General features: G+C 63.2%; 28 protein-coding genes, 1 tRNA gene and 1 pseudogene. 10 read left to right on the top strand and 20 right to left on the bottom strand.

From position 1 onward, the window contains the following. Positions 1-245 precede the first annotated feature (245 nt). The 6 genes from GGQ66_RS18150 to GGQ66_RS18125 all read left to right on the top strand — a co-directional run bounded on the left by GGQ66_RS18150 (position 246) and on the right by GGQ66_RS18125 (position 5,960). The gene (locus tag GGQ66_RS18150; RefSeq protein ID WP_183794233.1) at positions 246-1,679 is read left to right on the top strand and encodes a DEAD/DEAH box helicase; all 1,434 of its coding nucleotides are present in this window, start codon (positions 246-248) and stop codon (positions 1,677-1,679) included. Between the two features lie 293 nt (positions 1,680-1,972). Further along, positions 1,973-3,382, top strand: coding sequence for a circularly permuted type 2 ATP-grasp protein (locus GGQ66_RS18145; RefSeq protein WP_183794231.1), 1,410 nt, complete (start codon positions 1,973-1,975; stop codon positions 3,380-3,382). 3 nt (positions 3,383-3,385) lie between these two features. Then, positions 3,386-4,324 (top strand): alpha-E domain-containing protein, encoded by a 939-nt coding sequence (locus GGQ66_RS18140; protein WP_183794229.1) that lies wholly within the window; start codon positions 3,386-3,388, stop codon positions 4,322-4,324. A gap of 94 nt (positions 4,325-4,418) precedes the next feature. Further along, positions 4,419-5,234 carry a transglutaminase family protein gene (locus GGQ66_RS18135; protein ID WP_183794227.1) on the top strand — a complete coding sequence of 272 codons (816 nt, stop codon included), beginning with the start codon at positions 4,419-4,421 and terminating at the stop codon, positions 5,232-5,234. A gap of 67 nt (positions 5,235-5,301) precedes the next feature. Further along, the gene (locus GGQ66_RS18130; RefSeq protein WP_183794224.1) at positions 5,302-5,784 is read left to right on the top strand and encodes a hypothetical protein; all 483 of its coding nucleotides are present in this window, start codon (positions 5,302-5,304) and stop codon (positions 5,782-5,784) included. Positions 5,785-5,883: 99 nt separating this feature from the next. Next, positions 5,884-5,960, top strand: a tRNA-Arg gene (locus tag GGQ66_RS18125). Here GGQ66_RS18125 and GGQ66_RS18120 read toward each other — a convergent pair. The 7 genes from GGQ66_RS18120 to trbG all read right to left on the bottom strand — a co-directional run bounded on the left by GGQ66_RS18120 (position 5,931) and on the right by trbG (position 11,058). Then, a complete protein-coding gene (locus GGQ66_RS18120; RefSeq protein WP_090612816.1) occupies positions 5,931-7,589 on the bottom strand; it encodes a recombinase family protein in 1,659 nt (552 codons plus the stop codon). The two genes, GGQ66_RS18125 and GGQ66_RS18120, sit on opposite strands and share 30 nt — an antisense overlap. Next, the gene (locus GGQ66_RS18115; protein ID WP_183794222.1) at positions 7,586-7,984 is read right to left on the bottom strand and encodes an HVO_A0114 family putative DNA-binding protein; all 399 of its coding nucleotides are present in this window, start codon (positions 7,982-7,984) and stop codon (positions 7,586-7,588) included. Before GGQ66_RS18115 ends, GGQ66_RS18120 begins: the two co-directional genes overlap by 4 nt. Beyond that, on the bottom strand, positions 7,981-8,334 hold the full coding sequence (locus GGQ66_RS18110; protein WP_029074250.1) for a toxin-antitoxin system TumE family protein: 354 nt from the start codon (positions 8,332-8,334) through the stop codon (positions 7,981-7,983). The genes GGQ66_RS18115 and GGQ66_RS18110 overlap by 4 nt, the downstream gene beginning before the upstream one ends. Beyond that, positions 8,331-8,648 (bottom strand): hypothetical protein, encoded by a 318-nt coding sequence (locus GGQ66_RS18105; protein WP_029074251.1) that lies wholly within the window; start codon positions 8,646-8,648, stop codon positions 8,331-8,333. The genes GGQ66_RS18110 and GGQ66_RS18105 overlap by 4 nt, the downstream gene beginning before the upstream one ends. Positions 8,649-8,783: 135 nt before the next feature. Then, positions 8,784-9,005: a DUF2274 domain-containing protein gene (locus GGQ66_RS18100; protein ID WP_029074252.1), complete on the bottom strand. Its 222-nt coding sequence runs from the start codon at positions 9,003-9,005 to the stop codon at positions 8,784-8,786. A gap of 2 nt (positions 9,006-9,007) precedes the next feature. Then, entirely contained in the window at positions 9,008-10,144 is a 1,137-nt protein-coding gene (locus GGQ66_RS18095) for a TraB/TrbI/VirB10 family type IV secretion system protein (protein ID WP_031623920.1), read from the bottom strand. Then, positions 10,141-11,058 (bottom strand): P-type conjugative transfer protein TrbG, encoded by a 918-nt coding sequence (trbG, locus tag GGQ66_RS18090; RefSeq protein WP_200523655.1) that lies wholly within the window; start codon positions 11,056-11,058, stop codon positions 10,141-10,143. Before trbG ends, GGQ66_RS18095 begins: the two co-directional genes overlap by 4 nt. Positions 11,059-11,154: 96 nt before the next feature. On the opposite strand from trbG, the gene GGQ66_RS18085 reads away from it, so the two are divergent. Next, positions 11,155-11,532: a nuclear transport factor 2 family protein gene (locus tag GGQ66_RS18085; RefSeq protein ID WP_029074878.1), complete on the top strand. Its 378-nt coding sequence runs from the start codon at positions 11,155-11,157 to the stop codon at positions 11,530-11,532. Between the two features lie 5 nt (positions 11,533-11,537). Here GGQ66_RS18085 and trbF read toward each other — a convergent pair whose 3' ends face one another. The 9 genes from trbF to GGQ66_RS18040 all read right to left on the bottom strand — a co-directional run bounded on the left by trbF (position 11,538) and on the right by GGQ66_RS18040 (position 19,025). Then, positions 11,538-12,227 carry a conjugal transfer protein TrbF gene (trbF, locus tag GGQ66_RS18080; protein ID WP_183794220.1) on the bottom strand — a complete coding sequence of 230 codons (690 nt, stop codon included), beginning with the start codon at positions 12,225-12,227 and terminating at the stop codon, positions 11,538-11,540. Further along, positions 12,224-13,579 (bottom strand): P-type conjugative transfer protein TrbL, encoded by a 1,356-nt coding sequence (trbL, locus tag GGQ66_RS18075; RefSeq protein ID WP_183794218.1) that lies wholly within the window; start codon positions 13,577-13,579, stop codon positions 12,224-12,226. The genes trbF and trbL overlap by 4 nt, the downstream gene beginning before the upstream one ends. 2 nt (positions 13,580-13,581) lie before the next feature. Beyond that, complete coding sequence (gene trbK-alt / locus GGQ66_RS18070) at positions 13,582-13,848, bottom strand: putative entry exclusion protein TrbK-alt (protein WP_031623918.1); 267 nt, start codon at positions 13,846-13,848, stop codon at positions 13,582-13,584. Between the two features lie 14 nt (positions 13,849-13,862). After that, positions 13,863-14,639 (bottom strand): P-type conjugative transfer protein TrbJ, encoded by a 777-nt coding sequence (gene trbJ, locus GGQ66_RS18065; RefSeq protein WP_029074258.1) that lies wholly within the window; start codon positions 14,637-14,639, stop codon positions 13,863-13,865. Further along, positions 14,636-17,128 (bottom strand): conjugal transfer protein TrbE, encoded by a 2,493-nt coding sequence (trbE, locus tag GGQ66_RS18060; protein WP_029074259.1) that lies wholly within the window; start codon positions 17,126-17,128, stop codon positions 14,636-14,638. The genes trbJ and trbE overlap by 4 nt, the downstream gene beginning before the upstream one ends. A 10-nt stretch (positions 17,129-17,138) precedes the next feature. After that, positions 17,139-17,420 carry a VirB3 family type IV secretion system protein gene (locus tag GGQ66_RS18055; protein ID WP_029074260.1) on the bottom strand — a complete coding sequence of 94 codons (282 nt, stop codon included), beginning with the start codon at positions 17,418-17,420 and terminating at the stop codon, positions 17,139-17,141. Further along, positions 17,420-17,752: a TrbC/VirB2 family type IV secretion system protein gene (locus tag GGQ66_RS18050; protein ID WP_029074261.1), complete on the bottom strand. Its 333-nt coding sequence runs from the start codon at positions 17,750-17,752 to the stop codon at positions 17,420-17,422. Before GGQ66_RS18050 ends, GGQ66_RS18055 begins: the two co-directional genes overlap by 1 nt. Continuing rightward, positions 17,749-18,744 carry a P-type conjugative transfer ATPase TrbB gene (gene trbB / locus GGQ66_RS18045; protein WP_029074262.1) on the bottom strand — a complete coding sequence of 332 codons (996 nt, stop codon included), beginning with the start codon at positions 18,742-18,744 and terminating at the stop codon, positions 17,749-17,751. The genes GGQ66_RS18050 and trbB overlap by 4 nt, the downstream gene beginning before the upstream one ends. A gap of 146 nt (positions 18,745-18,890) precedes the next feature. Further along, positions 18,891-19,025, bottom strand: coding sequence for a hypothetical protein (locus GGQ66_RS18040; RefSeq protein WP_255302509.1), 135 nt, complete (start codon positions 19,023-19,025; stop codon positions 18,891-18,893). 49 nt (positions 19,026-19,074) lie between these two features. Between GGQ66_RS18040 and GGQ66_RS18035 the strand changes: the two genes are divergently transcribed. Then, positions 19,075-19,845, top strand: coding sequence for an alpha/beta fold hydrolase (locus GGQ66_RS18035; RefSeq protein ID WP_031623917.1), 771 nt, complete (start codon positions 19,075-19,077; stop codon positions 19,843-19,845). 76 nt (positions 19,846-19,921) lie between these two features. On the opposite strand, the gene GGQ66_RS18030 is transcribed toward GGQ66_RS18035, so the two are convergent. Next, positions 19,922-20,395, bottom strand: a complete 474-nt coding sequence (locus GGQ66_RS18030) for a hypothetical protein (protein ID WP_029074263.1) — start codon at positions 20,393-20,395, stop codon at positions 19,922-19,924. Positions 20,396-20,405: 10 nt separating this feature from the next. Beyond that, a complete protein-coding gene (locus GGQ66_RS18025; RefSeq protein ID WP_183794216.1) occupies positions 20,406-22,394 on the bottom strand; it encodes a conjugal transfer protein TraG in 1,989 nt (662 codons plus the stop codon). 269 nt (positions 22,395-22,663) lie between these two features. Between GGQ66_RS18025 and GGQ66_RS18020 the strand changes: the two genes are divergently transcribed. Both GGQ66_RS18020 and fabF read left to right on the top strand, forming a co-directional pair. Next, a complete protein-coding gene (locus GGQ66_RS18020) occupies positions 22,664-23,170 on the top strand; it encodes a winged helix-turn-helix transcriptional regulator (RefSeq protein ID WP_031623797.1) in 507 nt (168 codons plus the stop codon). A 4-nt stretch (positions 23,171-23,174) separates the two neighbouring features. Then, positions 23,175-24,437 (top strand): beta-ketoacyl-ACP synthase II, encoded by a 1,263-nt coding sequence (gene fabF, locus GGQ66_RS18015; protein WP_084639837.1) that lies wholly within the window; start codon positions 23,175-23,177, stop codon positions 24,435-24,437. A 123-nt stretch (positions 24,438-24,560) separates the two neighbouring features. Here fabF and GGQ66_RS23135 read toward each other — a convergent pair. Together GGQ66_RS23135 and GGQ66_RS23130 are read right to left on the bottom strand one after the other, a co-directional pair. Next, positions 24,561-24,746: pseudogene (locus GGQ66_RS23135) on the bottom strand (DUF3363 domain-containing protein); the annotation flags it as partial. After that, positions 24,683-25,177, bottom strand: a 495-nt coding sequence (locus tag GGQ66_RS23130; RefSeq protein ID WP_237358982.1) for a LysR family substrate-binding domain-containing protein, incomplete at its 5' end; no start/stop codon positions are given. The gene GGQ66_RS23130 and the pseudogene GGQ66_RS23135, both read right to left, overlap by 64 nt.

The raw sequence follows: 25,177 nt of genomic DNA, 5'->3' as shown, positions 1-25,177 counted from the left end.
CGCGGAAACCGCATCTGAACCTCAGCTTTCCACCTTCCGGCCGCCGCGTGAGCGTGCCCTGCATCAAGGATATCGCAGAAGAAGGACGAAGGCGCGACACATAACCGCCGCGCAAGCGGCGCTCATGCGCCTGAAAGCATCTCCAACCCACAAGTTCCCATTTCACGCGGGGTTCTTGACGTCGAACGAAGCTCGACCGGAATAATCCGGCCGGCCGTTTTTCGACGCCCCGAAAGGCAATTGACTTGACGAATTTCAATGAACTCGGCCTCGACCAGCAGATTCTGGCCACCCTGACGCAGGCCGGCTATGAAAAGCCGACCCCGATCCAGGCCCAGGCCATTCCGCTGGTTCTGGCCGGACGCGACCTGATCGGCCTCGCCCAGACCGGCACCGGCAAGACCGCCGCTTTCGGCCTGCCGATCATCCAGCAGCTTTCCAAGGACGGCAAGACCGTCGGTCCGCATGGCGTTCGCGCCCTTATTCTTGCTCCGACTCGCGAGCTGGTGAACCAGATCGCCACCAACCTGAAGAACTTCATGCGCAAGACCCCGCTGCGCATCAACATGGTCGTCGGAGGCGTGTCCATCAACCGCCAGCAGCAGAACCTTCTGCGTGGCACCGATATTCTCGTCGCCACGCCGGGCCGCCTGCTCGACCTGATCAGCCGTCGTGCCGTCACGCTGGCCGCCGTTACCCATCTCGTGCTTGATGAAGCCGACCAGATGCTTGACCTCGGCTTCATCCACGACCTCAAGAAGATCGCGAAGCTCATTCCGGCCAAGCGCCAGACGCTGCTGTTCTCGGCCACCATGCCCAAGGCCATCTCCGATCTCGCCAAGGACTACCTGACGAATCCGGAAAAGGTCGAAGTGACCCCGCCCGGCAAGGCAGCCGACAAGATCGAGCAGTATGTTCACTTCGTGGGCGGCAAGAACGACAAGACGGCGATCCTCAAGGAGCAGCTCACCGCCAATCCGGATGGCCGCGCCATCGTCTTCCTACGCACCAAGCACGGCGCTGAAAAGCTGGCGAAGCATCTGGAGCAGGTCGGCTATTCCGTGGCCTCCATCCACGGCAACAAGAGCCAGGGCCAGCGCGACCGCGCGCTCAAGGGCTTCCGCGACGGTGAAGTCGCCGTTCTCGTGGCAACCGACGTGGCCGCCCGCGGCATCGATATTCCCGGCGTCAGCCACGTCTATAACTACGACCTGCCGGAAGTGCCGGATGCCTATGTGCACCGTATCGGCCGCACGGCCCGCGCCGGCCGCGAAGGCATCGCGATCGCTTTCTGCGCTCCGGACGAAGCCAAGTTGCTGCGTGACATCGAACGTCTGATGGGCATCTCGATTGCCGTCGCAAGCGGCGAACCGCATGCCGGCGTTGCCCCTGCACGGCCAGCCCGCGGCAACAACAATGGCGGTCGCGGCCGCTCCGATCAGGCCCGCGGTCCGCGCCCGCCCCGGCCCGCACGCGGCCACGACGGCAAGCCGTCCGGCGACGGCGCCGAAGCTGCCGGCGGTCGTTCGGAGCACGGCAACCGCCCGCCCCGGAACCGCAACAACCGTCCGAAATTCGGCCATGGTCGCGACAATGCCGGTGGGCAGGGCGAACGCGGCAACGAAGGCCGCAAGCGCGGCTTCGGTGGCGGACGTCCCCAGCGCCAGAACCAGGCCTGAGACAGGCTGAACGGATCGACTTCAGGGCGGCGTAAAAGCGCCGCCCTGATGGATGCACACAAAACGTGCATTCGCTTATTTTCGAATCAAAAAACCGGCCACAACTTGTACGCATGCGCGAAGCGCACAGCGTTCGTGATCAAATTCAGTGCAGGCCAATACCTCAGAGAGTGCCAAACATCTGTAAAATCAAGAAAATGAGCCCTCCCAAAATTATTGCCCCGAACTGAGCATGGTTCTTGCATTGCCAAGAACGTTGTATTCAAATGGTCAAAAAATCGGGGACCGCACCTTTGGCATTTGACGAAATGATGAATGCGGACAATGTTCCGCGCGAACCCTACCAGTCCTACCACGAGTGGTATTCCAGTCAGGACCCGGCACACCTCAAAGCCAAGACCCGGGATGCCGAGAACATCTTCAGACGAACCGGGATCACCTTTGCCGTTTACGGCCACGCCGATTCCTCCGAAAAGCTCATTCCCTTCGACATCGTTCCCCGCATCATTTCCGGCCGTGAATGGCGGAAGCTGGCCCAGGGCATCGAACAGCGCGTCATCGCGCTCAACGCCTTCCTCGATGACATCTACCACAAGCAGGAAATCATCCGCGCCGGCCGCATCCCGCGCGAACTGATCGAGAAAAACGACGCCTTTCTGCCGGAGATGATTGGGTTTTCGCCGCCGGGCGGCGTCTATACCCACATCGTCGGCACGGATATCGTACGCACCGGCGAGGACCAGTTCTACGTTCTGGAAGACAATGCCCGCACGCCCTCCGGCGTCTCCTACATGCTGGAGAACCGCGAGACGATGATGCAGATGTTCCCCGAACTGTTTCAGGCGAACAAGGTCCAGCGCGTGGAGGACTATCCGTTCCTGCTGCGCCAGTCGCTGGCCTCACTCGCCCCTCCGGGATGCAAGGGCAAGCCGCGCGTGGCCGTCCTGACCCCCGGCATCTACAACTCCGCCTATTACGAACATTCCTTCCTCGCCGACATGATGGGCGTGGAACTGGTGGAGGGCTCGGACCTGCGCGTCATCGACGGCAAGGTGAAGATGCGCACGACCCGCGGTTATGAGGCGATCGACGTGCTTTACCGCCGCGTGGACGACGATTTCCTCGATCCGCTGACCTTCCGTCCGGATAGCTGTCTCGGCGTTCCCGGCATCATGGATGTCTACCGTTCCGGCAACATCACCATTGCCAATGCACCGGGCACCGGCATTTCCGACGACAAGGCGATCTATTCCTACATGCCGGAGATCGTCGAGTTCTATACCGGCTCGAAGCCACTGCTCCAGAACGTGCCGACCTGGCGTTGTTCCGAGCCGGACAGCCTGAAATACGTGCTCGACAACATTGCCGATCTCGTCATCAAGGAAGTGCATGGTTCGGGCGGCTACGGCATGCTCGTCGGCCCGACGGCCTCGAAGAAGGAGCGCGAGGCCTTCGCCGAAAAGCTGCGCGCCAAGCCGGGCAACTACATTGCCCAGCCGACACTCTCGCTCTCCACAGTCCCGATTTTCGTCGACAAGGGCATCGCGCCCCGTCACGTCGATCTTCGTCCTTACGTTCTCGTCTCCGACAAGGTGAGAATCATACCCGGCGGGCTTACGCGCGTCGCCTTGAAGAAGGGCTCCCTGGTAGTGAATTCCAGCCAGGGCGGCGGCACCAAGGACACCTGGGTTCTGGAGGACTGATACATGCTGGGAAGAACCGCCAACGGACTCTACTGGATGTTCCGTTACATCGAGCGCGCCGAAAATATTGCGCGTCTGGTCGATGCGGGCGTGCGCATGTCGCTGACCCGTTCGCAGGCCGCCGATTCCGATTGGGATGGCGTGCTGCAAAGTGCCGGCGTGCGTGAAATTTTCGGCGAAGACCGGACCGTTACGTCCGCCGACGCCATCGACTTCATGCTGCGCGACAAGGCCAATCCGTCGAGCGTCATGTCCTGCATCGAGCAGGGCCGAAACAACGCCCGCATGGTGCGCACCGCGCTGACCCGGGAAACCTGGGAAGCGACCAACGAATACTGGATCGAGCTGAAGCAGCTTCTGGCGCGGCGCGTAAAGCCGCAGGACCTGCCGGAAGTGATCGACGTCATCAAGCGGCGCGCGGGCCTCGTGCGTGGTGCCTTTCACGGCTCCATGCTGCGCAACGAGCTTTACAACTTCTCGCGCATCGGCACGTTCATAGAACGCGCCGACAATACGAGCCGCATTCTGGACGTGAAATATTACGTCCTTCTGCCGGGTGCTTCCCATGTCGGCTCCTCGCTCGACAACGCCCAGTGGGAATCGATCCTGCGTTCCGTTTCGGCCCATCGCTCCTATCGCTGGGTCTATGACGGCGAATACAAGCCCGCCGACATCGCCCATTTCCTGATCCTGAACGGCCAGATGCCGCGCTCGCTGATCTACTGCTACGAGAAAATCGTCAGCAATCTCGGCTATCTCGCCCGGGAATATGGCGAACGCCATGCGGCCCACGAAACGGCGGATGCGATCAACAGTAAGCTGCAGAGCCTGACGATCAATGCCGTGATGGAACAGGGCCTGCACGAATTCCTTGAGGATTTCGTTGGTCACAACGGTCAGCTCGGACAGGAAATCACGGACGGCTACCGCTTCTACAGTTAAGGCCGGGGCCTTGCGCCCAGCCGGACACGAACAGGGTGCCTCACCGTTTCAGGAAACGCGCGGGGCGCCCTGATTGCCAACCAGGGTTACATTCATGCGACTGAAGATCACGCACAAGACGGAATACGTGTACGACCAGCCGGTTCCCTACACGCTGCAGCGCCTGCGGCTGACGCCGCTTTCCGACCGCAGTCAGAATGTGCTCGACTGGAGCGTGTCGGTAGAAGGCGCGACGATTGAAGTCTCCTTCCACGATCAGTTCGGCAATCTCAACGAACTGGTCTCCGTCGATGGCGAGCGCCATACGGTGAAGATCACCGCCACCGGCACGGTCGAGACCCGGGACGTGAACGGCGTCATCGGCCCGCATCAGGGCTTCGTGCCGCTATGGCTTTACCTGCGTGAAACCCCGCGCACCAAAGCCGGAAAGCTGGTGCGTGAACTGGCGCGCGGTGTTACCGGCGACGGCGAACTGGCCAGGATGCACGCTTTGATGGAAACGATCCACGAGACCGTGACCTACACGCCCGGTTCGACCGACAGCGAAACCACCGCCGAGCAGGCGCTGGAAGCGAAGAAGGGCGTTTGTCAGGATCACGCCCATCTCTTCATTGCCGCCGCCCGCACCCTCGGCATTCCCGCGCGCTACGTGTCCGGCTATCTATGGATGGACGACCAGCCGGAGCAGGTTGCGACCCATGCCTGGGCGGAAGCACACATTCCCGGTCTCGGCTGGGTCGGCTTCGATCCCGCCAACAAGATCTGCCCGGACGAGCGCTACGTCCGCGTGGCAACGGGCATGTGCTATCGCGATTGCGTACCAGTCTCCGGCTTGCGGATTGGCGCGGCTGGCGAAACACTCACCGTGTATCTGACTGTGGAGCAGGAACAGAGCCAGAGCCAGTCCTGACGCGCCGACGCAAGTCTCGCGCAAGCTTCGGCTGATTCCCTTCCGTTCTCAGCGAGCGGGAGGGTTCATGCTTTTTGGGCGTTCTGTTTTTCACTCCGTCGTCGAACGCCTGCGCGAGGAAGCGGATAAAGCCGCCTCCGCCGAGACTGACGAAGCACCCTCCTCCCACCGCGTTTTCGGGCTGAACATGTCCTTCGCGGCGCAGACCGCCGAGACCGAACAGACCCGCATGTATCGTTCCGCCGGCGCCTATGCCGACATTCTCGCCGATCGGCCCGAACCTCGCCCGACCCTGACCTTTACCGAGGACGAACCGGCGGCCGGCCCCGAAATGCCGGCCCACCTCATCGTCCTGGAACCGGCAGCGATTGCCGCCGAACTCGGCATCGATAGCAACACGACCACCGCCGAACTGAACGAAAAGCGCCGCCTCTTCGCCCGGCAAAACCATCCCGATTGCGTCGCCGCCGCCTTCCGTAGCAACGCCACCGTCCGCATGACCATCGCCAACCAGCTCATCGACACCGCACTACGCGAACGCCAGCCCTGACAAACGAACAGGCATCAACGAATTCTGTGTTTTAACCGTTGATGCGACAGCAAAGCTGGGCTATGAACCGGCTACCGGCGAATCCGTTTCGCCTCGAGCGCACCCGTAGCTCAGCTGGATAGAGTGTTGGATTCCGATTCCAAAGGTCACAGGTTCGAATCCTGTCGGGTGCGCCATTTCAGAACAGAACTATGAACGCCGAACGCCGCCGTTTCTACGCTTGAAGCGGCGACCAGCGTTCGCAGCAGTTCCGACTTCGATCCCATGATGCGAACCTCGTCGTCGGCAACCTCGACACGCTGCGCCAGCGCGCGTAGATGGTCGCGGCGGTAGCCGCCATCGTTGAGCCTGATCCGTTCACGGGCTTTGCGGGCAAACCCCTTGAGCATATCGGGGGTGACGCCCTGATTGCCTGAACTATCGAGCGCGAGCTGCGTGCGCTCCGCGTCGGCGGCGGCTTGATCCCGCAATGCCTTGAGGCTCACCATGCGTTCCTTTGCCATGGCGTCGTCCTTGTCCACCATGCCGGCTTCGATGGCGTCAAAGAGACGGCCGAGCCGCTGGTCGGCTTCCGTGATTCGCCTTTGAAGCTCGGCAAGATGCTCGCGGCGGCGCTCGGTGCGTTCCTGTCGGCGGTCGATGACGCTGGCAAGGACGGTTTCCAACCGCTTGGGCAGGAGCAGGCGGTCCCCGATATAATCGGCGACCGTATGGTCCAGCTTGTCCATGGGGATCGTGCGACCCTTGCAGCCGGTCTTGCCCTGCCGGGCCTTGGTCGAGCAGGTATAGTAGCGGTATGTCGCGCCCGTGCTGCCTTGGCCGGTGCGAAGCGTCATCGCTCCCCCGCACTTGGCGCAGAAGCAAATGCCGGTCAGGAGCGTCGGGCCGCTGGAGACACGTGCAGGCGTCACCATGGGATTGCGGGACTTGAGGCGGGCTTGCACCGCGTCGAACGTCTCGCGCTCGATTAGGGGCGGCACCGCCATGATGGCGACCTCGCTCTCCGGCTTCTTCTCCCGATCCTTGTGCGAGCGGGTGTTGAACCTGTGCTCGCCGATATAGGTGGTGCGGGTCAGGATGGCGTGGATTTGCGCCAATCCCCAACGCCCTCCGTCGCGGGTGAAGAAGCGGCGCTCGTTGAGATAGGTGGCGATGGCCTTGACGCCCATCGCGCCGGACGTGCCGTCTCCTTCGAGGAACAGGCGATAGATCAGCCGCACGGTGTCGGCGTGCAGCGGGTCGATCTCCAGCTTCTTCTTGATCTTCGATCCGCGCTGCTCGGCCGCGACGATGCGATAGCCGATGGGCGGCCGTGCGCCGTTCCAGAAACCCTGCCGGGCATTCTCGTTCATGGCGCGCAGGACGTGCTTGGCGTTCTCCTTGGACTGGTATTCGTCGAACAGCGCCATGATCTGCCGCATCATCTGGTGCATGGGATCGTCGCCCATTTCCTGCGTGATGGACACGAGCTTGACGCCGTTCTTCGCCAGCTTGCGAACGTAGAACTCCATCTCGAAGTGATCGCGGAAGAAGCGCGAGAAGCTATGCACCACGACAATGTCGAAGGGCGCGGGCTTCGACGTGCCCGCCTCGATCATGCGCTGGAATTCGGGGCGCTTGTCGTTGGTGGCGGTTGCGCCCGGTTCCACATAAGTCTCAACGAGCTGATAGCCGCGCTGCTCGCAATAGGCTTCGCCCTGCCGCTTCTGGTCGGGAATGGAAATATCATGCTCCGCCTGCCGGGCAGTCGAAACGCGCAGGTAGAGCGCGGCGCGGGCGGTAGTGGTTGGGCTGTGAATGTTCATGGTCGGCCTCCCATAGCTTTCTTCATCTTGGGGTGGTCGATCAGGGGCAACGCCAGCTCCACGCGGTCATGCACCACCTTGGGCGCGAGCTTACGCCCATGCCCCGGTTCGAGTCGCACAAGACCGTAGTTCTCCATGGTTTTCAGGGTGCGTGACAGATTGGAGCCGGCCCGGCCGGTGATTTCCGCCAGTTCCTCCAGCGATGCCGGGGCTTTCTCGGCGATGATGCGCAGCAGTTCGCGGTTGCCGGCCGACAGCACCTTGGCAAAGGATTCGGTCGAGGTGAACCACACCTTCGGATCGCTGGGCACAGGTTTTTCCTCGCCGCGCGCGATCCGCATGGTGCGGGCCTTCATTTCTTCATAGTCGGCAATCCCGACTTTCAATGTGGTCATAGGGCACCTCGTTCCTTCAATACCGCGTCCACGGCCTGCCAGAAGTCGGCCAGCAGCGTGGCCGCATCCTCGTAGGCGTAAGGCTTCACGGTCTGAAAGCGGTGCCGATGGTCCATCGGCGCGCCGCGCCTGCCTCGGCCGACCGGATGGGCATTGTCGAAGCCGACCAGCCGTTCGCCCGAAGGCTCGTGAAGCGTGAGCGAATAATCGAGGCCGTGCGGCTTTTCCGGCGAGGCCGGAACGCGGGTGACGACGAACTTCACCCAATGGCCGCCCTCGGGATCGACAAAGAGCATCTGTCCGTCGAGGTCCAGAAGCGTGTCGAGGCTTGGATCACGATCCACGCTCACGTCTTTTTCCTATCAGTTTGTGATAGGTATTGCAAGCTGTCATTCGGCTTTCTCGGGTTCAAGAGTTCGTCGAACACATCGCCGAACCAACGCTCGAACACGTCAATCTCGGCTTCGGTGACGGGAATGTCTTCGGGCCAGTCGTCGGTGACACGCATCCTCTGCCCATCCGGGCCGAGAAGTGGCATGTTGCCGGCTCGCGTCCGGCCGTCGGGCGTAGGATCGTCGGCGTAGTCGAAAAGATCGTCGGGAAGTGGTTCGGGGATCGACTGTCGCGGTCGCCCTCTCCGGGCGCGGCGGCGCTCTGCGCACATGGAATCCTCCTTGGTTCTGTTGGAATCCGAGGCGCTCAAGGCCCCGGAATTAGGCGAACCATGGAGGGCAGTCGGCGGCCTGTGGCGTGCCGCATTTGCGCCTATGCGCTGGCGGCACCCCTGCCGGGATGGGACTCAGTTGGCGGCTCGCCGTGCCTTGGCGAAGCCGCGATCCGTTGCGATGAACCGCTCCAGCATCGGCACGATGAGCCTGACGGGATCGGCGGCGGGCTGGCCGCTCTCGCGGGCCAGCACCTCGGCATAGGCGACCAGATCGCGGTGAAGTGGCGCAGGCAGCTCCACGGTGATCTTCACGGGCTTGTCGTCGGGCAGCGGGCCGAGTTTCAGCTTGGTCATGGTCAACCTCCTGCCGGTTCGAATACAAGGTCGCGGGTGACGATGATCCTGACCGGGAAGCCGGGCCGGATGGTCAGCGTCGGTGCGACCTGCAACTGGCGCTGGACGATCTGCTGCCCCGCCTGATTGACGGTATCCTGCGCCCCGTCGCGGATGGCCCGGATAAGCCGGTCCTCGTCGCTGGTCGCCAGTTCCGTGCCGACTGCGAGCAGCGTGGACAGCCCTGCGGCCTTCATCAGATCCCACCAGTGGTAATCCACGCCATCCTCAAGCCCGGCGTAACCGGAAGCGTCCGCACCCGGCAGACGCTCAAGGACGATGGAACGGCCGCCCGGCAGGATCAGGCGGTTCCACACCAAGAGCACCCTTCGCTGGCCGAAGGTCACGCCGTCATCGTATTGGCCGATGATGCGCGTTCCCTGCGGGATCAGCAGCAGCGACCCGGTCGGGCTGTCATAGACGTTCTCGGTCACTTGAGCCGTGATCTGGCCCGGCAGGTCCGAACGGATGCCGGTGATGAGCGCGGCCGGAATCACGGCCCCGGCCTGAAGGATGTAGGGCGATGCCGGCGGCGCGACACGATCCGGCGCGACAGTCTGCCGGTCCACGGGTCCATTGAGGAAAGCCGCGTGCCGGTCCTGCGTCGCGGGCTGTCCGCCGAGGCCAAGACCGGCAAGGCTGGGCATGGCCGTCCCTGCCGGCGATCCCGTGCGCGGGCCGGACTGGAAGAACACATTGCTTAAGCGCGCGGCTTCTTCCTCGGCGCGGCGGCGTTCCTCGGCGGGATCGACGGCGGGCGTCGCCATCGTAGGCGGTGCGACGGGCTGCCCTCGGTTCTGCGCGTCGAGGATCGGACGGCCCAAATCTCCGGGCAGCGCGGGGCCGAGCACCGGCCCGCTATAGTCGCTTGGCAGACCGGCGAGGCCGTCCGCCGTGGGCCGGTTCTCGGTCGAGTAGAGTTCGCCGCCGTCCGGCCCTCCGTCGCGGGTCTGGAGCGCATAGATGAGTGCGCCGCCGATGCCGAGCAACGCAACCGCGCCGACGCCCGCCAGCATCTTGCGGGACAGGCGGGTGACGCGCGGCGGCTCGGCGCGCAGCCGCATGGGGGCTGCGGTTTCGGTGATGGTGTTGTCGGTCATGACGGGGAGCCTCCGGTCGCGCTGGCGGGCTGCGCGTCGGCGGCCTGCGTCGGGTTGGTGCGGACGATCCTGACGACCTGCTGGCGGCTGCCAGAGCCAAGGCGCAGCTCGGCCGCGCCGAACAGGCGGTCCACGATCAGGACGTTCTGGTGGACTCGGCTGTTGACGATCTGCGGCTCGCCGTTCGCGCCAAGCACGAAGATGGGCGGCATCTCGCCCTGCACGATCCCGGCCGGGAAGACGACATAGACGCGGCGGCCATCGTCGAAGACGGAGACGGGCCGCCATGGCGGGCTATCGCCCTGCACCTGCAAGGCGTAGCGATAGTTCCGCGCCGCCTCGGCGGGGATGATCGGGGCTGTCGGAACGGTGCGGCGCTGGCCGGGCGTCGCGGGATAGGCCCAGGCGACGGCGGGCATGTAGAGCGATTCCCGGGCGCGCAGCTCGATCATGTAGGTGCGCCGGTCGGTGGTGACGACAAGGTTGGTGGCGATGTCGGGTCGCGTCGGCTTCACGAGGATATGGACGCGGCGGTTCGCGCCCGAACCGGATTCCGTGTCGCCGATGATCCAGCGGGCGGTGTCGCCCGCCGCGATTGGCCCCGCGCCGGTCAGGCTCTCGCCCGGCTCCAGCGCGATCGTCGTGATCTGCCCGACTGCGGCATAGACCTGATAGAGCGCGCCTTCCGACCACGGATATATCTGGATGGCGTTGTAGTAGCCTTCGCGGCGCGGCTCGACGCGGGCGGCTGCATTGGCGTTCTCGACGCGGCCGGTCGGCGTGCCGGCAGCCGTACCGCCCCGCGCCACGGTCCATGCCGGGGGCACATGCAGCGGCCGGGGCGTGTTGTCGACTGCTGCCGCCTGCACGGTCGGCAGCGGCGGAACGCTGGCGTCATAGCTGAATTGCGGCATCCGATTGGTGGCGCAGCCGGTCAAAGCGATTGCCACGACCGTCACAAAAATAGCATACGATAGCGGCTTTAGGATTAGTAGTGAGGAACTGACAGGATGGATACTGTCCCGACGATTGTTGCCCGGTATATCGACGCCTACAACACGATGAATGTTCAGGCGATGCTCGACTGCCTGTCGGGCGACGTTCGGTTTATCAACAGATCGAACGGAGAAGTGACGAACGAGACGCATGGGATTGAGGCATTTCGCGCGTTGGCGGAACAGGGTGTTGAATTGTTTGCGGAAAGAGAACAGACAATTCTCGACTGCATCGCCATTGAGGACCGTGCAGCGGTGCGCATCGGCTATCGCGCCAAGGTCAAGGCCGACCTGCCCAACGGCTGGAAGGCTGGGCAGAAGATCGAGATAGCGGGCACCTCGTTCTTCATGATCTCCAAGGGAAAGATCAGCGAGGTGATTGATGCAAGCTGACGTTTTCATTGGCTCATCTCCCGCGACCACGAAATTGCATTGACGTAGATTCCCAGCGGATTGGCGCGCAGGCGCTCGGCGTCGCGCGGCGGCTGGATGACGATAGTGAGGATGGCCGTCCATCGTTCCGTGGTGGAAAGCTGGCCGTTCTCGAAATGCCTTTCCGTCCACGCGACGCGGAAGCTGTTGGGCGAGGCCCGGATGACGCTGGACACCTCGACGGCGACCTGTTGGCGGCCGACCTTGGTGAAAGGGTCATTGGCGCGGGCGTAATCGTTCAATGCCGCCGCGCCGCGATCCGTGGTCCATTCATAGGCGCGAAGCCAGTTCTGGCGGACGATGATCGCGTCGGCCGGGATCGCGCGGACCTGTTCGATGAAGCGGCCGAGATGGAAAGCAATCTGCGGATCGGTCGGGCGATAGTCGGCATTGGCTGGCGCGACGGTCTGCGCCTGACCGAGATTGTCCACCTGCACGACCCAAGGCACCACGGTCCCACGCGCGGACTGCCAGACCAGCGCAGAGGCGAAGCCGGCCGAGAGGATCAGCGAGCCGAAGGCCATGAGCCGCCAGTTCCGCGCCTGCACGCGGGCCGAGCCGATACGCTCGTCCCACACTTGCGCGGCGCGCTGATAAGGCGTCTCGGGTTCCGGCGTCTTGCCGTATTGAGTTGCTGGTCGTTTGAAGATGCTCATGAGCGGTCACTTTCGGAAAGATTGATGGAGGAACCGGAGCCGTGGCTGTCGCCGGAGCGCACCGCATGGGCGGCCATGGTCGTGCCGTGGTTGAGGGCTTGCGAACGCTGCATGCGCTGCGCCCAGGCCGGAGGACCGGCGGATGGTGCCGGCGATGCGGGCGCAGCATCGCTCCCGCCGACCGTTCCCATGGTGGAGCTGCCGCCGCTTGCGCCGAATCCGGCCTTCGAACCTTCGGAGAAGCTGGATTTGACGGATTCGCTGGCCCGCGCGGCGGCGCGTTTGAGGGGTGAGATGGCGGCCGAACCTGCTGCGCGGCCGACGCCGCCGAGACCGGAGGCGACGCCTGCCGCGCCGGACTGGCCAAGCGATCCGACGCTATAGGCGGCGGTCGCCGCGCCCGCGGTGGCCGCGCCGCCGCGGACGGCCGCGGCCCCGCCGGACAGGGCAGCGGCACCACCTTTGGCGGCGAGCATGGCCCCGCCGCCAGCGGCGACGCCTGCACCTGCGACCGCAAGCCCGGTTCCCACGGCAGCACCCGCGCCGAGCTGCGGGCCGCCCGAAACGATGCCGTTTGCTATGCCGGGGCCGAAGATGCCGAGGCCGAGCAGCGACAGAGCTGCCAGCACAATCGCCATGGCGTCGTCGATGGTCGGGGTCGCCCCGCCGAAACCGGCCGTGAATTGCGAAAACAAGGTGCTGCCGATACCGATGATGACGGCGAGCACCAGAACCTTGATGCCGGAGGACACCACGTTGCCCAAGACCTTCTCGGCCATGAAGGCGGTCTTGCCGAACAGGCCGAAGGGGATGAGGACGAAGCCGGCAAGCGTGGTCAGCTTGAACTCGATGAGGGTCACGAAAAGCTGGATGGCGAGGATGAAGAAGGCCAACACCACGAGCGCCCATGCGAACAGCAGGCACGCGATCTGGATGAAGTTCTCGAAGAAGGCGATCCAGCCCATCAGGTCGGAAATGGAGTCGAGCAGCGGGCGGCCGGCGTCGAGGCCGGTCTGCGCTACGCGGCCCGGCCGCGTCAGACCGGTGACAGAAAAGCCGGTGCCCGACGCCATGAGACCGAGGCCGGCGAAGCTCTCGAAGACGATCCGGGCGAGGTTGTTCCAATTGCCGATGATGTAGGCGAAGACGCCCACGAAAAGGGTCTTCTTCACCAGCCGAGCGATGATGTCGTCATCTGCGCCCCATGCCCAAAAGAGCGCGGCAAGCGTCACGTCGATGACGATCAGGGTGGTAGCGATGAAGGCGACTTCGCCAGACAACAGCCCGAACCCGCTGTCGATGTAGCGCGTGAATACGCCGAGGAAATTGTCGATGACGCCCGTGTTTCCCATGGTCAGCGCGCCTCGCTGCGGTCACGGCCGAGGAAGCGGTCGCGGGATTCAGCCCATGCGGCGAGGCAGTCGGTGTCGCTCGCCGCCGCCTCGCCGAGTTGCTGGCAACGGCGCAGGGTTTCGCGCAGGGGATCGGCCGGGGGCTGGAGGGCCGATGCCGGCCGTGACGCGGAAGGCTCGTCCTTCCGCGTCATGTCGATTGCGGTCACTGTCAAGGCAATCGCAACGAACACCACGGCCCCGAGCCGGACCAGCATCTTGCCGTCCATGGCGAGCCTCCCGGTCAGTTGTTGCCGTTGTTGAACATCTGCGCGTTACCCGGCTGATAGCCGCTGCCGGGCGTCAGGAAACGCTCGCGCTGGATGCGGCCCTGTTCGGCGGCGGTCGCGCGCTCGGCTTCGGTCAGCGCGTCGGCGCGGCCGTTCGCCGAGATGACCGCGATCAGATCGGAAAGCTGCTGTGACTGGAGCGCGAGAAGCTGGTTGCCGGCCTGCGTGGCTTGCAGCGCGCCGGTCGCGCCTTGGCTCTGGCCGACAAGCGCGGCCATCTCGGCGCGGTTGCTGTCGATGTTGCCGACCGCACCCGCCTGCACGCGCATTGCGTCCTGCAAGCCGCCGACCGTGTTCTCCCACCGGCTGCGCGCATCGGCGACAAGCTGGGCGTCGGTCGTCGAAAGCGAGACGTTGCCGTATTGCTGTTGAAACGCTTGGTCGATCTGCCCGACCTCGAACGCGATGTTCTGCGCTTGGCTAAGAAGCTGCTGCGTCCGGCTCACGTTCTGCTGGAGCTGCTGGAGCGACGAATACGGCAGGCTCGCCAGATTGCGGGCCTGATTGATGAGCATCTGCGCCTCGTTCTGGAGGCTGGTGATCTGGTTGTTGATCTGCTCCAGCGTGCGCGCTGCCGTGAGCAGGTTTTGCGCGTAGTTGCTCGGGTCATAGACGATCCGGCCGAAACCGAATTGCGCATGGGCCGGGCTTGCCAGCATGGGCGACAGCGCGACGGGCACTGCGAGCGCCAGCGCGAGGGCCGAAGCCCCGACAAACTTGGGATAGGTCATGGAAGAATCTCCTGTGTGGGGTGGGTATCGAGCCGGGCCGGCGCGGCGGATTCCGGCCGGTCGGCAAGATTGGTGAGGTTGGGGATCAGCTCGGCCGCCCACTCGACGCCGCGCGCGCGTAGCCATGCGGCGAGGAAGCCGTCGCGGCCGTGTTCGGCGACGATCTGTGCAATGAGCGTCTGGTCGGATTTGGCGGATGCGGCGCAGAGCGCGAGGCCGATTTCGGACAGGCCAAGCTCGAACAGGCGATTGCCGCGCCTCGACTGGCAGTAGTAGTCGCGCTTGGGCGTGGCCCGTGCGAGGATTTCGATCTGCCGGTCATTCAACCCGAAACGCCGGTAAATCTCGGTAATCTGCGGCTCGATGGCGCGCTCGTTCGGCAGCAGAAGCCGCGTCGGGCAGCTCTCGATGATCGCGGGCGCGATGTTGCTGCCGTCAATGTCGGACAGGCTTTGCGTGGCGAAGATGACGCTGGCGTTCTTTTTGCGGAGCGTTTTCAGCCATTCGCGGAGCTGGCCGGCGAAACCCTCGTCGTCCAGCGCAAGCCAGCCTTCATCTATGATGAGAAGCGTCGGCCGCCCGTCGAGCCGGTCGCCGATGCGGTGGAACAGGTAGGACAGCACGGCCGGGGCCGCTCCAGTCCCGACAAGGCCCTCGATCTCGAACGCCTGCACATCCGCCGAGCCGAGATGTTCGGCTTCGGCGTCGAGCAGCCGGCCATAGGCACCGCCGACGCAGAACGGCCGGAGCGCCTGTTTCAGATCGTTGGATTGCAGCAGCACCGCAAGGCCGGTGATGGTGCGTTCCTCGACCGGGGCCGAGGCCAGCGAAGTCAGCGCCGTCCAAAGATACTCTTTGACCTCGGGCGTGATGGCGATGCCTTCCCGCATGAGGATGGCGGCGATCCAGTCCGCCGCCCATGCGCGTTCATAGGTGTCGTGGATGCGGGCGAGCGGCTGGAGCGAGACGGACGCCTCGGCCCCTTCTGTCAGCCCGCCACCAAGGTCGTGCCAGTCGCCGCCCATGGCGAGCGCGGCGGCGCGGATGCTGCCGCCGAAGTCGAAGGCGAAGACCTGCGATCCGGCGTAGCGCCGGAACTGCAAGGCCATAAGGGCGAGCAGCACGCTCTTGCCCGCGCCCGTGGGGCCGACGACAAGGGTGTGCCCTACGTCGCCGACATGCAAAGACAACCGGAACGGGGTTGAGCCTTCGGTCTTTCCAAAGAGCAGAGGGGGCGCACCGAAATGCTCGTCCCGTTCCGGCCCCGCCCACACCGCCGACAGCGGGATCATGTGGGCGAGATTCAATGTGCTGATGGGCGGCTGGCGGACATTGGCGTAGGCGTGTCCGGGCAGGCTGCCGAGCCATGCGTCAACCGCGTTGACGCTCTCGGGCATGGCGGTGAAGTCGCGCCCCTGAACGATCTTCTCGACCAGGCGCAGCTTCTCGTCGGCTAGGCGCGGGTCGGCATCCCATACGGTGACGGTGGCCGTGACATAGGCCATGCCCGCCACGTCCGCGCCGAGTTCCTGCAAGGCCATGTCGGCGTCGAGCGCCTTGTTGGCCGCGTCGGTGTCCACCAGCGCGGACGCCTCGTTGGTCATCACCTCTTTCAAGATCGCGGCGATGCTCTTGCGCTTCGCAAACCATTGGCGGCGGATGCGGGTCAGCAGCCGCGTCGCGTCGGTCTTGTCGAGCAGGATCGCGCGCGTGCTCCACCTGTAGGGGAACGGCAGGCGGTTCATTTCGTCGAGCAGGCCCGGCGTCGTCGCGGTCGGGAATCCCACGATGGTCAGCACGCGCAGATGCTTGGTCCCAAGGCGCGGCTCCAGCCCGCCGGTCAAGGGCTGGTCGGCGAGCAGCGCATCGAGGTGCATGGGCACCTCGGGCACGCGCACGCGATGCCGGTTGGTCGAGATGGTGGAGTGGAGATAGGTCAGCGTCGCGCCATCATCCATCCAACGGCACTCGGGCATGAAGCCGTCGAGCAAAGCCAACACGCGGTCGGTGCGGTCGATGAAGCCGCGCAGCAGCTCCCACGGGTCCACGCCGGTTTTCTCGCGGCCCTCGTAGAGCCATGTTTCGGCGCGGGCGGCTTCCTCGGCCGGGGGCAGCCAGAGGAAGGTCAGGAAATAGCCCGACACGAAATGCGTGCCTGCTTCCTCGAACCCGGCTTTGCGCTCGGCATCGACCAGCGCCGATGCCGCATCGGGAAAGGTGCTGTCGGGATAGGTCGCGGCCTCGCTGCGCTGCGCCTCAACAAAGATGCTCCAGCCGGAGCCGAGGCGGCGCACGGCGTTATTGATGCGGCCGGCGACGGCGACCAGCTCGGCCGCGACGGCGGAATCCAGATCGGGACCGCGAAACTTCGCGGTCCTCTGAAAACTGCCGTCCTTGTTCAAGACGACGCCGGAGCCGAGCAATGCGGCCCATGGCAAATAGTCGGCGAGCCGGGCGGCGGTGCGGCGATATTCGGAAAGGTTCATCATGGCCGCGCCCTCACACCGCCAGATGGCCGGGGACGCGCAGATGCCTACGCCCGACCTCGACGAATTGGGGATCGCGCTTCGCCGCCCATACGGCTGCGAAATGGCCGATTGCCCAAATGGCGATGCCGACCAGCCAGAGGCGCAAACCGAGGCCCACGGCTCCGGCCAGCGTTCCGTTCATGATGGCGATGGAGCGCGGTGCGCCGCCGAGCAAAATATGCTCGGTCAGCGCCCGGTGGACCGGGACCGTGAAGCCCGGCACCGCGTCGAGCAGTTCGAGGCCGCCCGCCATCAAACGAGCGCCCCGCCGCCGAACGAGAAGAAAGACAGGAAGAAGCTCGATGCGGCGAACGCGATGGACAGGCCGAAAACGATCTGGATCAGGCGACGGAAGCCGCCGCTGGTATCGCCGAACGCGAGGGTCAGGCCCGTCACGATGATGATGATGACGGCGATGATCTTGGCGACCGGCCCCTCGATGGACTGGAGGATTTGCTGCAAGGGCTGTTCCCATGGCATCGACGAACCGGACGCATGGGCGGCCGGGGCAAGCATGAGGCTGATGGCAAGGGCAGATGCGGCGGTCGTGGCGAAGCGATAGCCGCGCGTAAGGGTGCGGATCATGAAGATTCTCCTGTGCTGGTGGGGATTGCCGAAGGGATGGGATGCGTGATGCGGTAGTCGCCGTCCGGCCCCAGCCCCTCGACGCGGGCAAGCTCGGCCAGCCGGCGCGCGGAACCGCGCCCGGAAAGGACGGCAACAAGGTCGATAGTCTCGGCGATCAGCGCACGCGGGACCGTGACGACAGCCTCTTGGATGAGCTGTTCAAGGCGACGAAGCGCGCCGATGCCGGTGCCGGCGTGAATGGTGCCGATCCCGCCGGGATGGCCCGTGCCCCATGCTTTGAGCAGGTCGAGGGCTTCCGATCCGCGCACCTCCCCAATCGGGATGCGGTCGGGGCGCAGGCGCAGCGAGGACCGCACAAGGTCCGACAGGCTGGCGACGCCATCCTTGGTGCGCAGCGCCACCAGATTGGGCGCGGCACATTGCAGCTCGCGGGTGTCTTCGATGATGACGACACGATCCGCGCCCTTGGCGACCTCCGCCAAAAGGGCATTGGTGAGCGTGGTCTTGCCGGTGGAAGTGCCGCCCGCCACCAAGATATTGGCGCGGGCTGCGACGGCTTCGCGCAGCGTTTCCGCCTGATCGGCAGACATGATGCCGGCGGCCACATAGTCGTCGAGCGTGAACACCGCGACGGCAGGTTTACGGATGGCGAAGGCCGGCGCGGCGACCACGGGCGGCAAAAGGCCCTCGAACCGTTCCCCGCTCTCGGGCAGCTCTGCCGAGACGCGGGGGCTGCGGGCATGAACCTCTGCGCCGACATGATGCGCGACCAGCCGCACGATGCGTTCGCCATCGGCGGCGGACAGGCGTTCGCCCGTGTCGGAAAGCCCTTCGGACAGCCGGTCCACCCAAAGGCGACCGTCCGGGTTCAACATTACCTCGACCACGGCCGGGTCTTCGAGCAGCCGGGCAATGGCGGGGCCGAGCGCGGTGCGCAACATGCGCGCGCCGCGCTGGATCGCTTCCTGTCTGTGGTGGTTGGTGGTCATGTCGGCCCCGGCTTCTGGCGGGGCGCAACAGGCGGTCCCCGGATCGGGGTCGATTAAGAAAGCCCGGAATTGGGCCGGTTCAACAAGTATCTAAGCGGCGGCGGCAATCGGCGGCCATCGGCGGTAAATAGGACGGGTCCGAATACTTATTCTTGATCGCCGTTGCTCTCGGATTCGTCCGGCAACGGATCGTCGGGAAGTGAGTCGAGGTCGCGCGACAGCTCTTTGAGGAACCTGTCGCCGGTCGCCAGACGCCGGCCGAGATTCTGCTGCCTTTCCACCTCTCCTTTTTGCTACCGAAGTTGCGATCAGGCTTGTCGCACGTTATTGATGGTCATGCCCTATGTTAAAAATGACGACGTTCTCGTGAGGTATGAGACGTTTGGTGATGAAACGAACCTGCCTCTTGTCCTGATCTTTGGCATCAGCATGACCTGTGAGGACTGGTTAGAACTTGGCTACATCTCAGGATTGGCTAAGGAATTTCATGTCGTATGTGTCGAACCTCGCGGGCACGGGCTAAGCACATGCCCCACGAATTCGTCCTCTTACGCATTGCCCAAAATGGCTTCTGACATTGAAACGGTAATCAACACCCTAGATCTAGTAAATCCATTAGTCTGGGGATACTCGCTCGGCGCAAAAATAGCGCTCGCTGCCGCCGTTCAAAATCCAGAGGCTTATCGAGGATTGATTCTTGGGGGGTTCGAGCTTCACTCTGAAGTCGATTTGGCGACAGATATGGTTGCCGAAACATTTTCCAGTGGAGCACAAGCTTGGCTTGCTGTTTGGATGCAAATGTTCGATGTGCCGGACGGCATGGCCACCCGTCTTGCTCGCGTCAACACCAACGCACTTCATGCATTACGCACCGCTGAAGCTGAATGGCCGCCCTTGGGTGCGGCTTCTGAGTCGTTCACTGCGCCAGTTTTACTTTATGCAGGCGAAAAGTGCTTTTTTCGGAATGCAACAGCCGCCGCCGTCGCACATTTCCCATCAGCACGGTATCTCGAACGCCCTGGGCGAAATCACTTTGATCTGATGCCTGATAGCGCGTGGATAACCGGAGAGGTAGTTCAGCAATTCGGAAGCTCTAGATAACATTGATGCGTTGACGGAGAGAAGTAGGCGAACCTAGCGCCGCGCATAGCGACTATAGTCGGTGCAATAATCTTCATCAGCGCTCCTGCGTTGGATGATTGTTCAACCCCGGAAGACCTTCTTCAGGCCCAACATCTCTCGTAATCTCCTTCAAGAACCTGTCGCCCGTCGCCAGACGCCGGCCGAGATTCTGCATGAATCCTTCAAACCGTTCCGCACCTTTCGCGCGGGCAGCAGATTGCGCGGCTCCTGAAAGCGGCGGCGTGATGGTCATCCAGAAATGGATGAACTGCGCGACCGTCTCGCCGAGGACGGCGAGATCTAGGTCGAGCGTGTCGATCTGGCGGCCGAGTTTATCCAAGCGGCGAGACATGGCGGCTTCAAGCTGGTCGTCGGCATCGCCGGACAGGTAGGACATGACCGCCGCCTCCACGATGGCGGATTTCGAGACATTGCGGCGCAGCGCCGCCGAGCGGCGCAGCGCCATCGCCTCGATCTGCGGGATGAGCGCTGGGTCGAAATAGAGATTCAGGCGGGTGCGTGTGGTCATAGGCGTGTCCTCAAAGCTCGATTCCATCATCGGGGTTCATCGCCACCTGCCGCGCCACCATCCTCATGCGCTGGCGGATAGTGCGGGCCTTGGCCGCGTCAACATCCGGCTCGTCGTCCAGAATGTCGAACTCCTGTTCGGGGGATGGCGGCGGGGTGACGATTTCCTCATGCTCGGGCAATTCCGGCTCGCGGCGGATGCCGGCGTTGGCCGGATCGCCCTCGGTCGCATCTGCGGCGACCGTTGCGGAACGGCTTCCCGCCGCGACCACGCGGCCGGACCAGTCATCGGCGGATGGGCTGGGCGCCAGCGGAGCGGCGACCAGATCGGGCGGGGTCAGGATGCGTTCCTGAAACCGCGCATCCTCGAAATAGCGGGCCTTGGTTGCGCGGATCGGCGGCGTGCCCGCGACCATGACGATTTCGTCGGTTGGCGGAAGCTGCATGATCTCGCCCGGCGTGAGCAGCGGCCGAGCCGTCTCCTGCCGTGAAACCATCAAGTGACCTAACCACGGTGCAAGGCGATGGCCGGCGTAGTTGGTGGAATCGCGCAACTCGGTCGCGGTGCCAAGCGCGTCGCTCACCCGCTTGGCCGTCCGCTCGTCATTCGTGGCGAAGCTGACGCGGACGTGGCAGTTGTCGAGGATGGCGTTGTTCGGCCCATAGGCGCGCTCGATCTGGTTGAGGCTCTGCGCGATCAGGAAGCCTTTGATTCCATACCCCGCCATGAAGGCGAGCGCCGATTCAAAGAAGTCGAGCCGGCCGAGCGCCGGAAACTCGTCCAGCATCAACAGCAGGCGATGGCGCTTGCCGGAGGTGGTCAGTTCCTCGGTCAACCGCCTGCCGATCTGGTTGAGGATCAGGCGGATAAGCGGCTTGGTGCGGTTTATGTCGGACGGCGGCACGACCAGATAGAGCGTGACGGGCCGGCGGCTGCCGACCAGATCGGCAATGCGCCAGTCGCATCGTGCCGTCACCTGCGCCACCACGGGATCGCGGTAGAGGCCGAGAAATGACATGGCTGTGGAAAGGACGCCGCTGCGCTCGTTCTCGCTCTTGTTCAGCAGCTCGCGGGCCGACGACGCGATGACGGGATGAACGCCAGCCTCGCCGAGATGCGGCGTATCCATCATGGCGCGCAAGGTCGCCTCGACCGGGCGACGCGGATCGGACAGGAAGTTGGCAACGCCCGCCAAGGTCTTGTCCTTCTCCGCATAGAGGATATGCAGGATCGCGCCGACCAGCAGCGAATGACTGGTCTTTTCCCAATGGTTCCTTTTGTCCAAGCTGCCTTCGGGATCGACCAGAATATCCGCGATGTTCTGCACGTCGCGGACTTCCCATTCCCCTTGCCGGACCTCCAGCAGCGGGTTGTAGGCCGACGATCTGGCGTTGGTTGGATCGAACAGCAGCACGCGGCCATGCTTCGCGCGGAAGCCCGCTGTCAGCGTCCAGTTTTCGCCTTTTATGTCGTGGACGATGGCGGATGCGGACCATGTCAGCAGCGTCGGCACCACCAGCCCGACACCTTTGCCGCTGCGCGTCGGGGCGAAGCATAGGACATGCTCCGGGCCATCATGGCGCAGGTAGTCCCGGTTGTATCGGCCGAGCAGGACGCCATCGGGACCGAGCAGGCCGGCGGTGCGGATTTCCCTATCCTCTGCCCATCGCGCCGAACCATAGGTGGCGACGTTGCGCGCCTCCCGTGCCCGGATGATCGACATGAGGATGGCGGCGGCGATGGCGAGGAAACCGCCCGATACGGCGATGATGCCGCCCTCGACGAAGATCGCGGGCGCGTAGGCGTCGAACGAAAACCACCACCAAAAGAAGGCCGGCGGATAATAGACCGGCAGGCCAACCAGCTCGAACCACGGATTGCCAAGCTGGGGCTGGAAGCCGAGACGAAACGCTACCCATTGCGTCGCCGCCCACGTCATCACCAAGACGATGGTGAAGACTACGGCGATCTGACCCCAAAGGATTCGGCCTCCGCGCAATGCAGGCTCCAGTCGGCAAAAGAGACGGAGCCGATCAGAGAGTAGGCAAAATCGGGACAGGCAACAGGAAAGCGGATGCGAGAGGGCTGCCGGATACTATCGGCGGCAAATAGGACGGGTTGCATTCACCGCCATCCGGCCGGGTGATCGCCGCTGCTCAACTGGTCGGGCGAATCGCCGCAATGGATGCCTCGGATAGCCCTCGCGTCATGTCGCCGCTGTCACATAGGTAACTTGCATAATGGAAGTAACGCCATTATGGATGTGCCATGCAACGAACAAGCTTTCTATCATCCGAATGTCCCGCAGCCCGAGCGCTGGAAAGCGTCGGTGACTGGTGGAGCATCCTGATCCTGCGGGACGCCTTCCAAGGGTTGAGCAAATTCGATGAATTCGAGAAGAATCTCGGTATTTCCACGAACATTTTGGCGAGGCGATTGAAACATCTCACAGCCGAAGGGTTGTTTGAAAGGCAACGATACAATGATCATCCGCCTCGATTTGAATACGTCCTTACCGACAAGGGGCGAGATTTCTATCCGGTAGCAATCGCCCTGTTCGCATGGGGAAACCGGAATCTTGCGCCCAATGAAATAGCCATGCGCCTTGGCGACAGGGAAACCGGTAGGGAACGAAACGCCATCATAGTCGATGCGGATACTGGAGAAAAAATCACTCCTGAAAACACGGTTCTTCTAGCAGGCCCAGCGGCGACGGAAGAAACGATGCGCGTCATAAACCGTGTGAAGCGGGTAAACTCAGAAAAAGCGGAATAATCAAATGCGTCGAATTGTTATAACCGGCATGGGTCTGGTGGGCCCTCTTGGTTCCGGGACCGAAACAAGCTGGAAAAGGCTCTTGGAAGGAAAATCAGGAATTAGGAGTTTGCCCGATGAAATCTCCAGCGACCTGCCGGTGAAAATCGGAGGACTCGTTCCCAGCCTGATTGAAGATTCCGAAGCCGGTTTCGATCCCGATGTGATCGTTGACACAAAGGATCAACGAAAAATGGATCGCTTCATTCTGTTCGCACTAGCGGCCGCGATGGAGGCTCTTGAAACGGCGGGATGGCATCCTACGTGCGACTACGAACGTGAGCGCACGGCGACAATTATTGCCTCTGGTATAGGCGGATTTCCTGCAATTGCTTCAGCAGTTCGTATAACGGATACACGGGGAGCACGGAGGCTATCACCCTTTACCGTGCCATCGTTTCTGGCCAATCTCGCGGCAGGACATGTTACCATCAGGCATGGATTTACAGGTCCTATTGGCACGCCTGTAACCGCCTGCGCTGCCAGCGTTCAAGCCATCGGCGACGCCGCGCGGCTGATACGCTCTAACGAGGCCGACATCGCTCTGTGCGGCGGGGCAGAAGCATGCATTGATAAGGTTAGTCTTGGGGCATTTGCTGCCGCGCGAGCACTATCCACCGGCTACAATACTACCCCGGAACTGGCGTCGAGGCCGTTCGACACCGGGCGCGATGGTTTCGTAATGTCTGAAGGGGCGGGTCTGATCGTCATAGAGGAATTAGAACATGCCCTCGCTCGGGGTGCCAAGCCCATAGCGGAATTGGTGGGATACGGCACAAGCGCCGATGCACATCATATGACTGCCGGTCCAGATGACGGCCGAGGCGCGGCCCGTGCGATGGGAATTGCACTCCACAGTGCTGGGTTGAAACCAATCGATATTCAACATTTGAACGCACATTCCACCTCCACCCCCGTAGGAGATCGAGGAGAAATTGCCGCGATACAATCCGTGTTCGGCAATCATGATGTGGTCGTAAGCGCCACGAAATCGGCTACGGGGCACCTACTTGGTGCCGCAGGCGGTATTGAGGCAATCTTCACGGTGCTCGCTTTGCGCGATCAAATTGCTCCCCCAACGAGAAATTTAGAAACCCCCGATCCTGTTGCCGCTGGTATCGACCTCGTTCGCCAATCTGCGCGGCCCATTCTCATGGAACATGCCATTTCCAACGGATTCGGCTTTGGCGGTGTTAATGCAAGTGTCGCTTTCCGGCGATGGCAGTAACAGTCCCGGACTGTGCTTCCGCAAACACTTCGGTTCGCTACGCAACGATGGTCAGATAACGCTTTTGAGAGGAAGGTCGAATAGAGCATTGATCCTATAGCGCCGGTCCTATCTGCCCGCGCAGACCTCGCTGCTGAGCTGGCGGTTGATGACCGGCCGCCACGGGACAAGGGTGCATTTATGGCTCTTTTCAACCACAGCGAACTGGCTGCTGGATAATTGTACGGTGCCGTTGGACTTGTCGCTCACGCCTTCGCTATCCGTGGTAGTATCGAACGGTAGTCCGTGCAGACCTTCCGGCCCATGTCGTTGGCGAGGCTGAGCAGGTTGCGAAGCGCCGCGCTGCGATTGGACGGCGACCAGACAGCCGAGAAGGCGACCGGCTCCGGCTCGTCGGTGAAGGGCAAAAAGACAATGCCGTTTGTCGGCAACAGCGCCGTGGCCGCGCCGACGATGGTGATGCCAAAGCCCTGTCCGACCAAAGACAAAAGGGTGCCACGCCCCACGTCGAAGCGCAGGATCGACGGCGCAGGCCAGCGCTCGGCATGGCGTAGCACGATATGGCTATGAACCTGCGGTCCAGTGCCGCCATGCCGGACAAGGAACGTCTCGCCTGCCAAATCGGGCCATGTGACGGCTGACCGCTTGGCGAGCGGATGCCGTTCCGGTAGCACCGCCAAGAGCGGTTCGGTCCATGTGCGACGGGAATGGCAGTCGGGTGGTTGGGGCGTGCCCGCGAC

The organism is Allorhizobium borbori, assembly GCF_014196535.1.
Taxonomy (GTDB): domain Bacteria; phylum Pseudomonadota; class Alphaproteobacteria; order Rhizobiales; family Rhizobiaceae; genus Ectorhizobium; species Ectorhizobium borbori.
The sequence above is the reverse complement of the archived record's forward strand: the minus strand, read 5'-3'. Positions and strand labels throughout refer to the sequence as shown.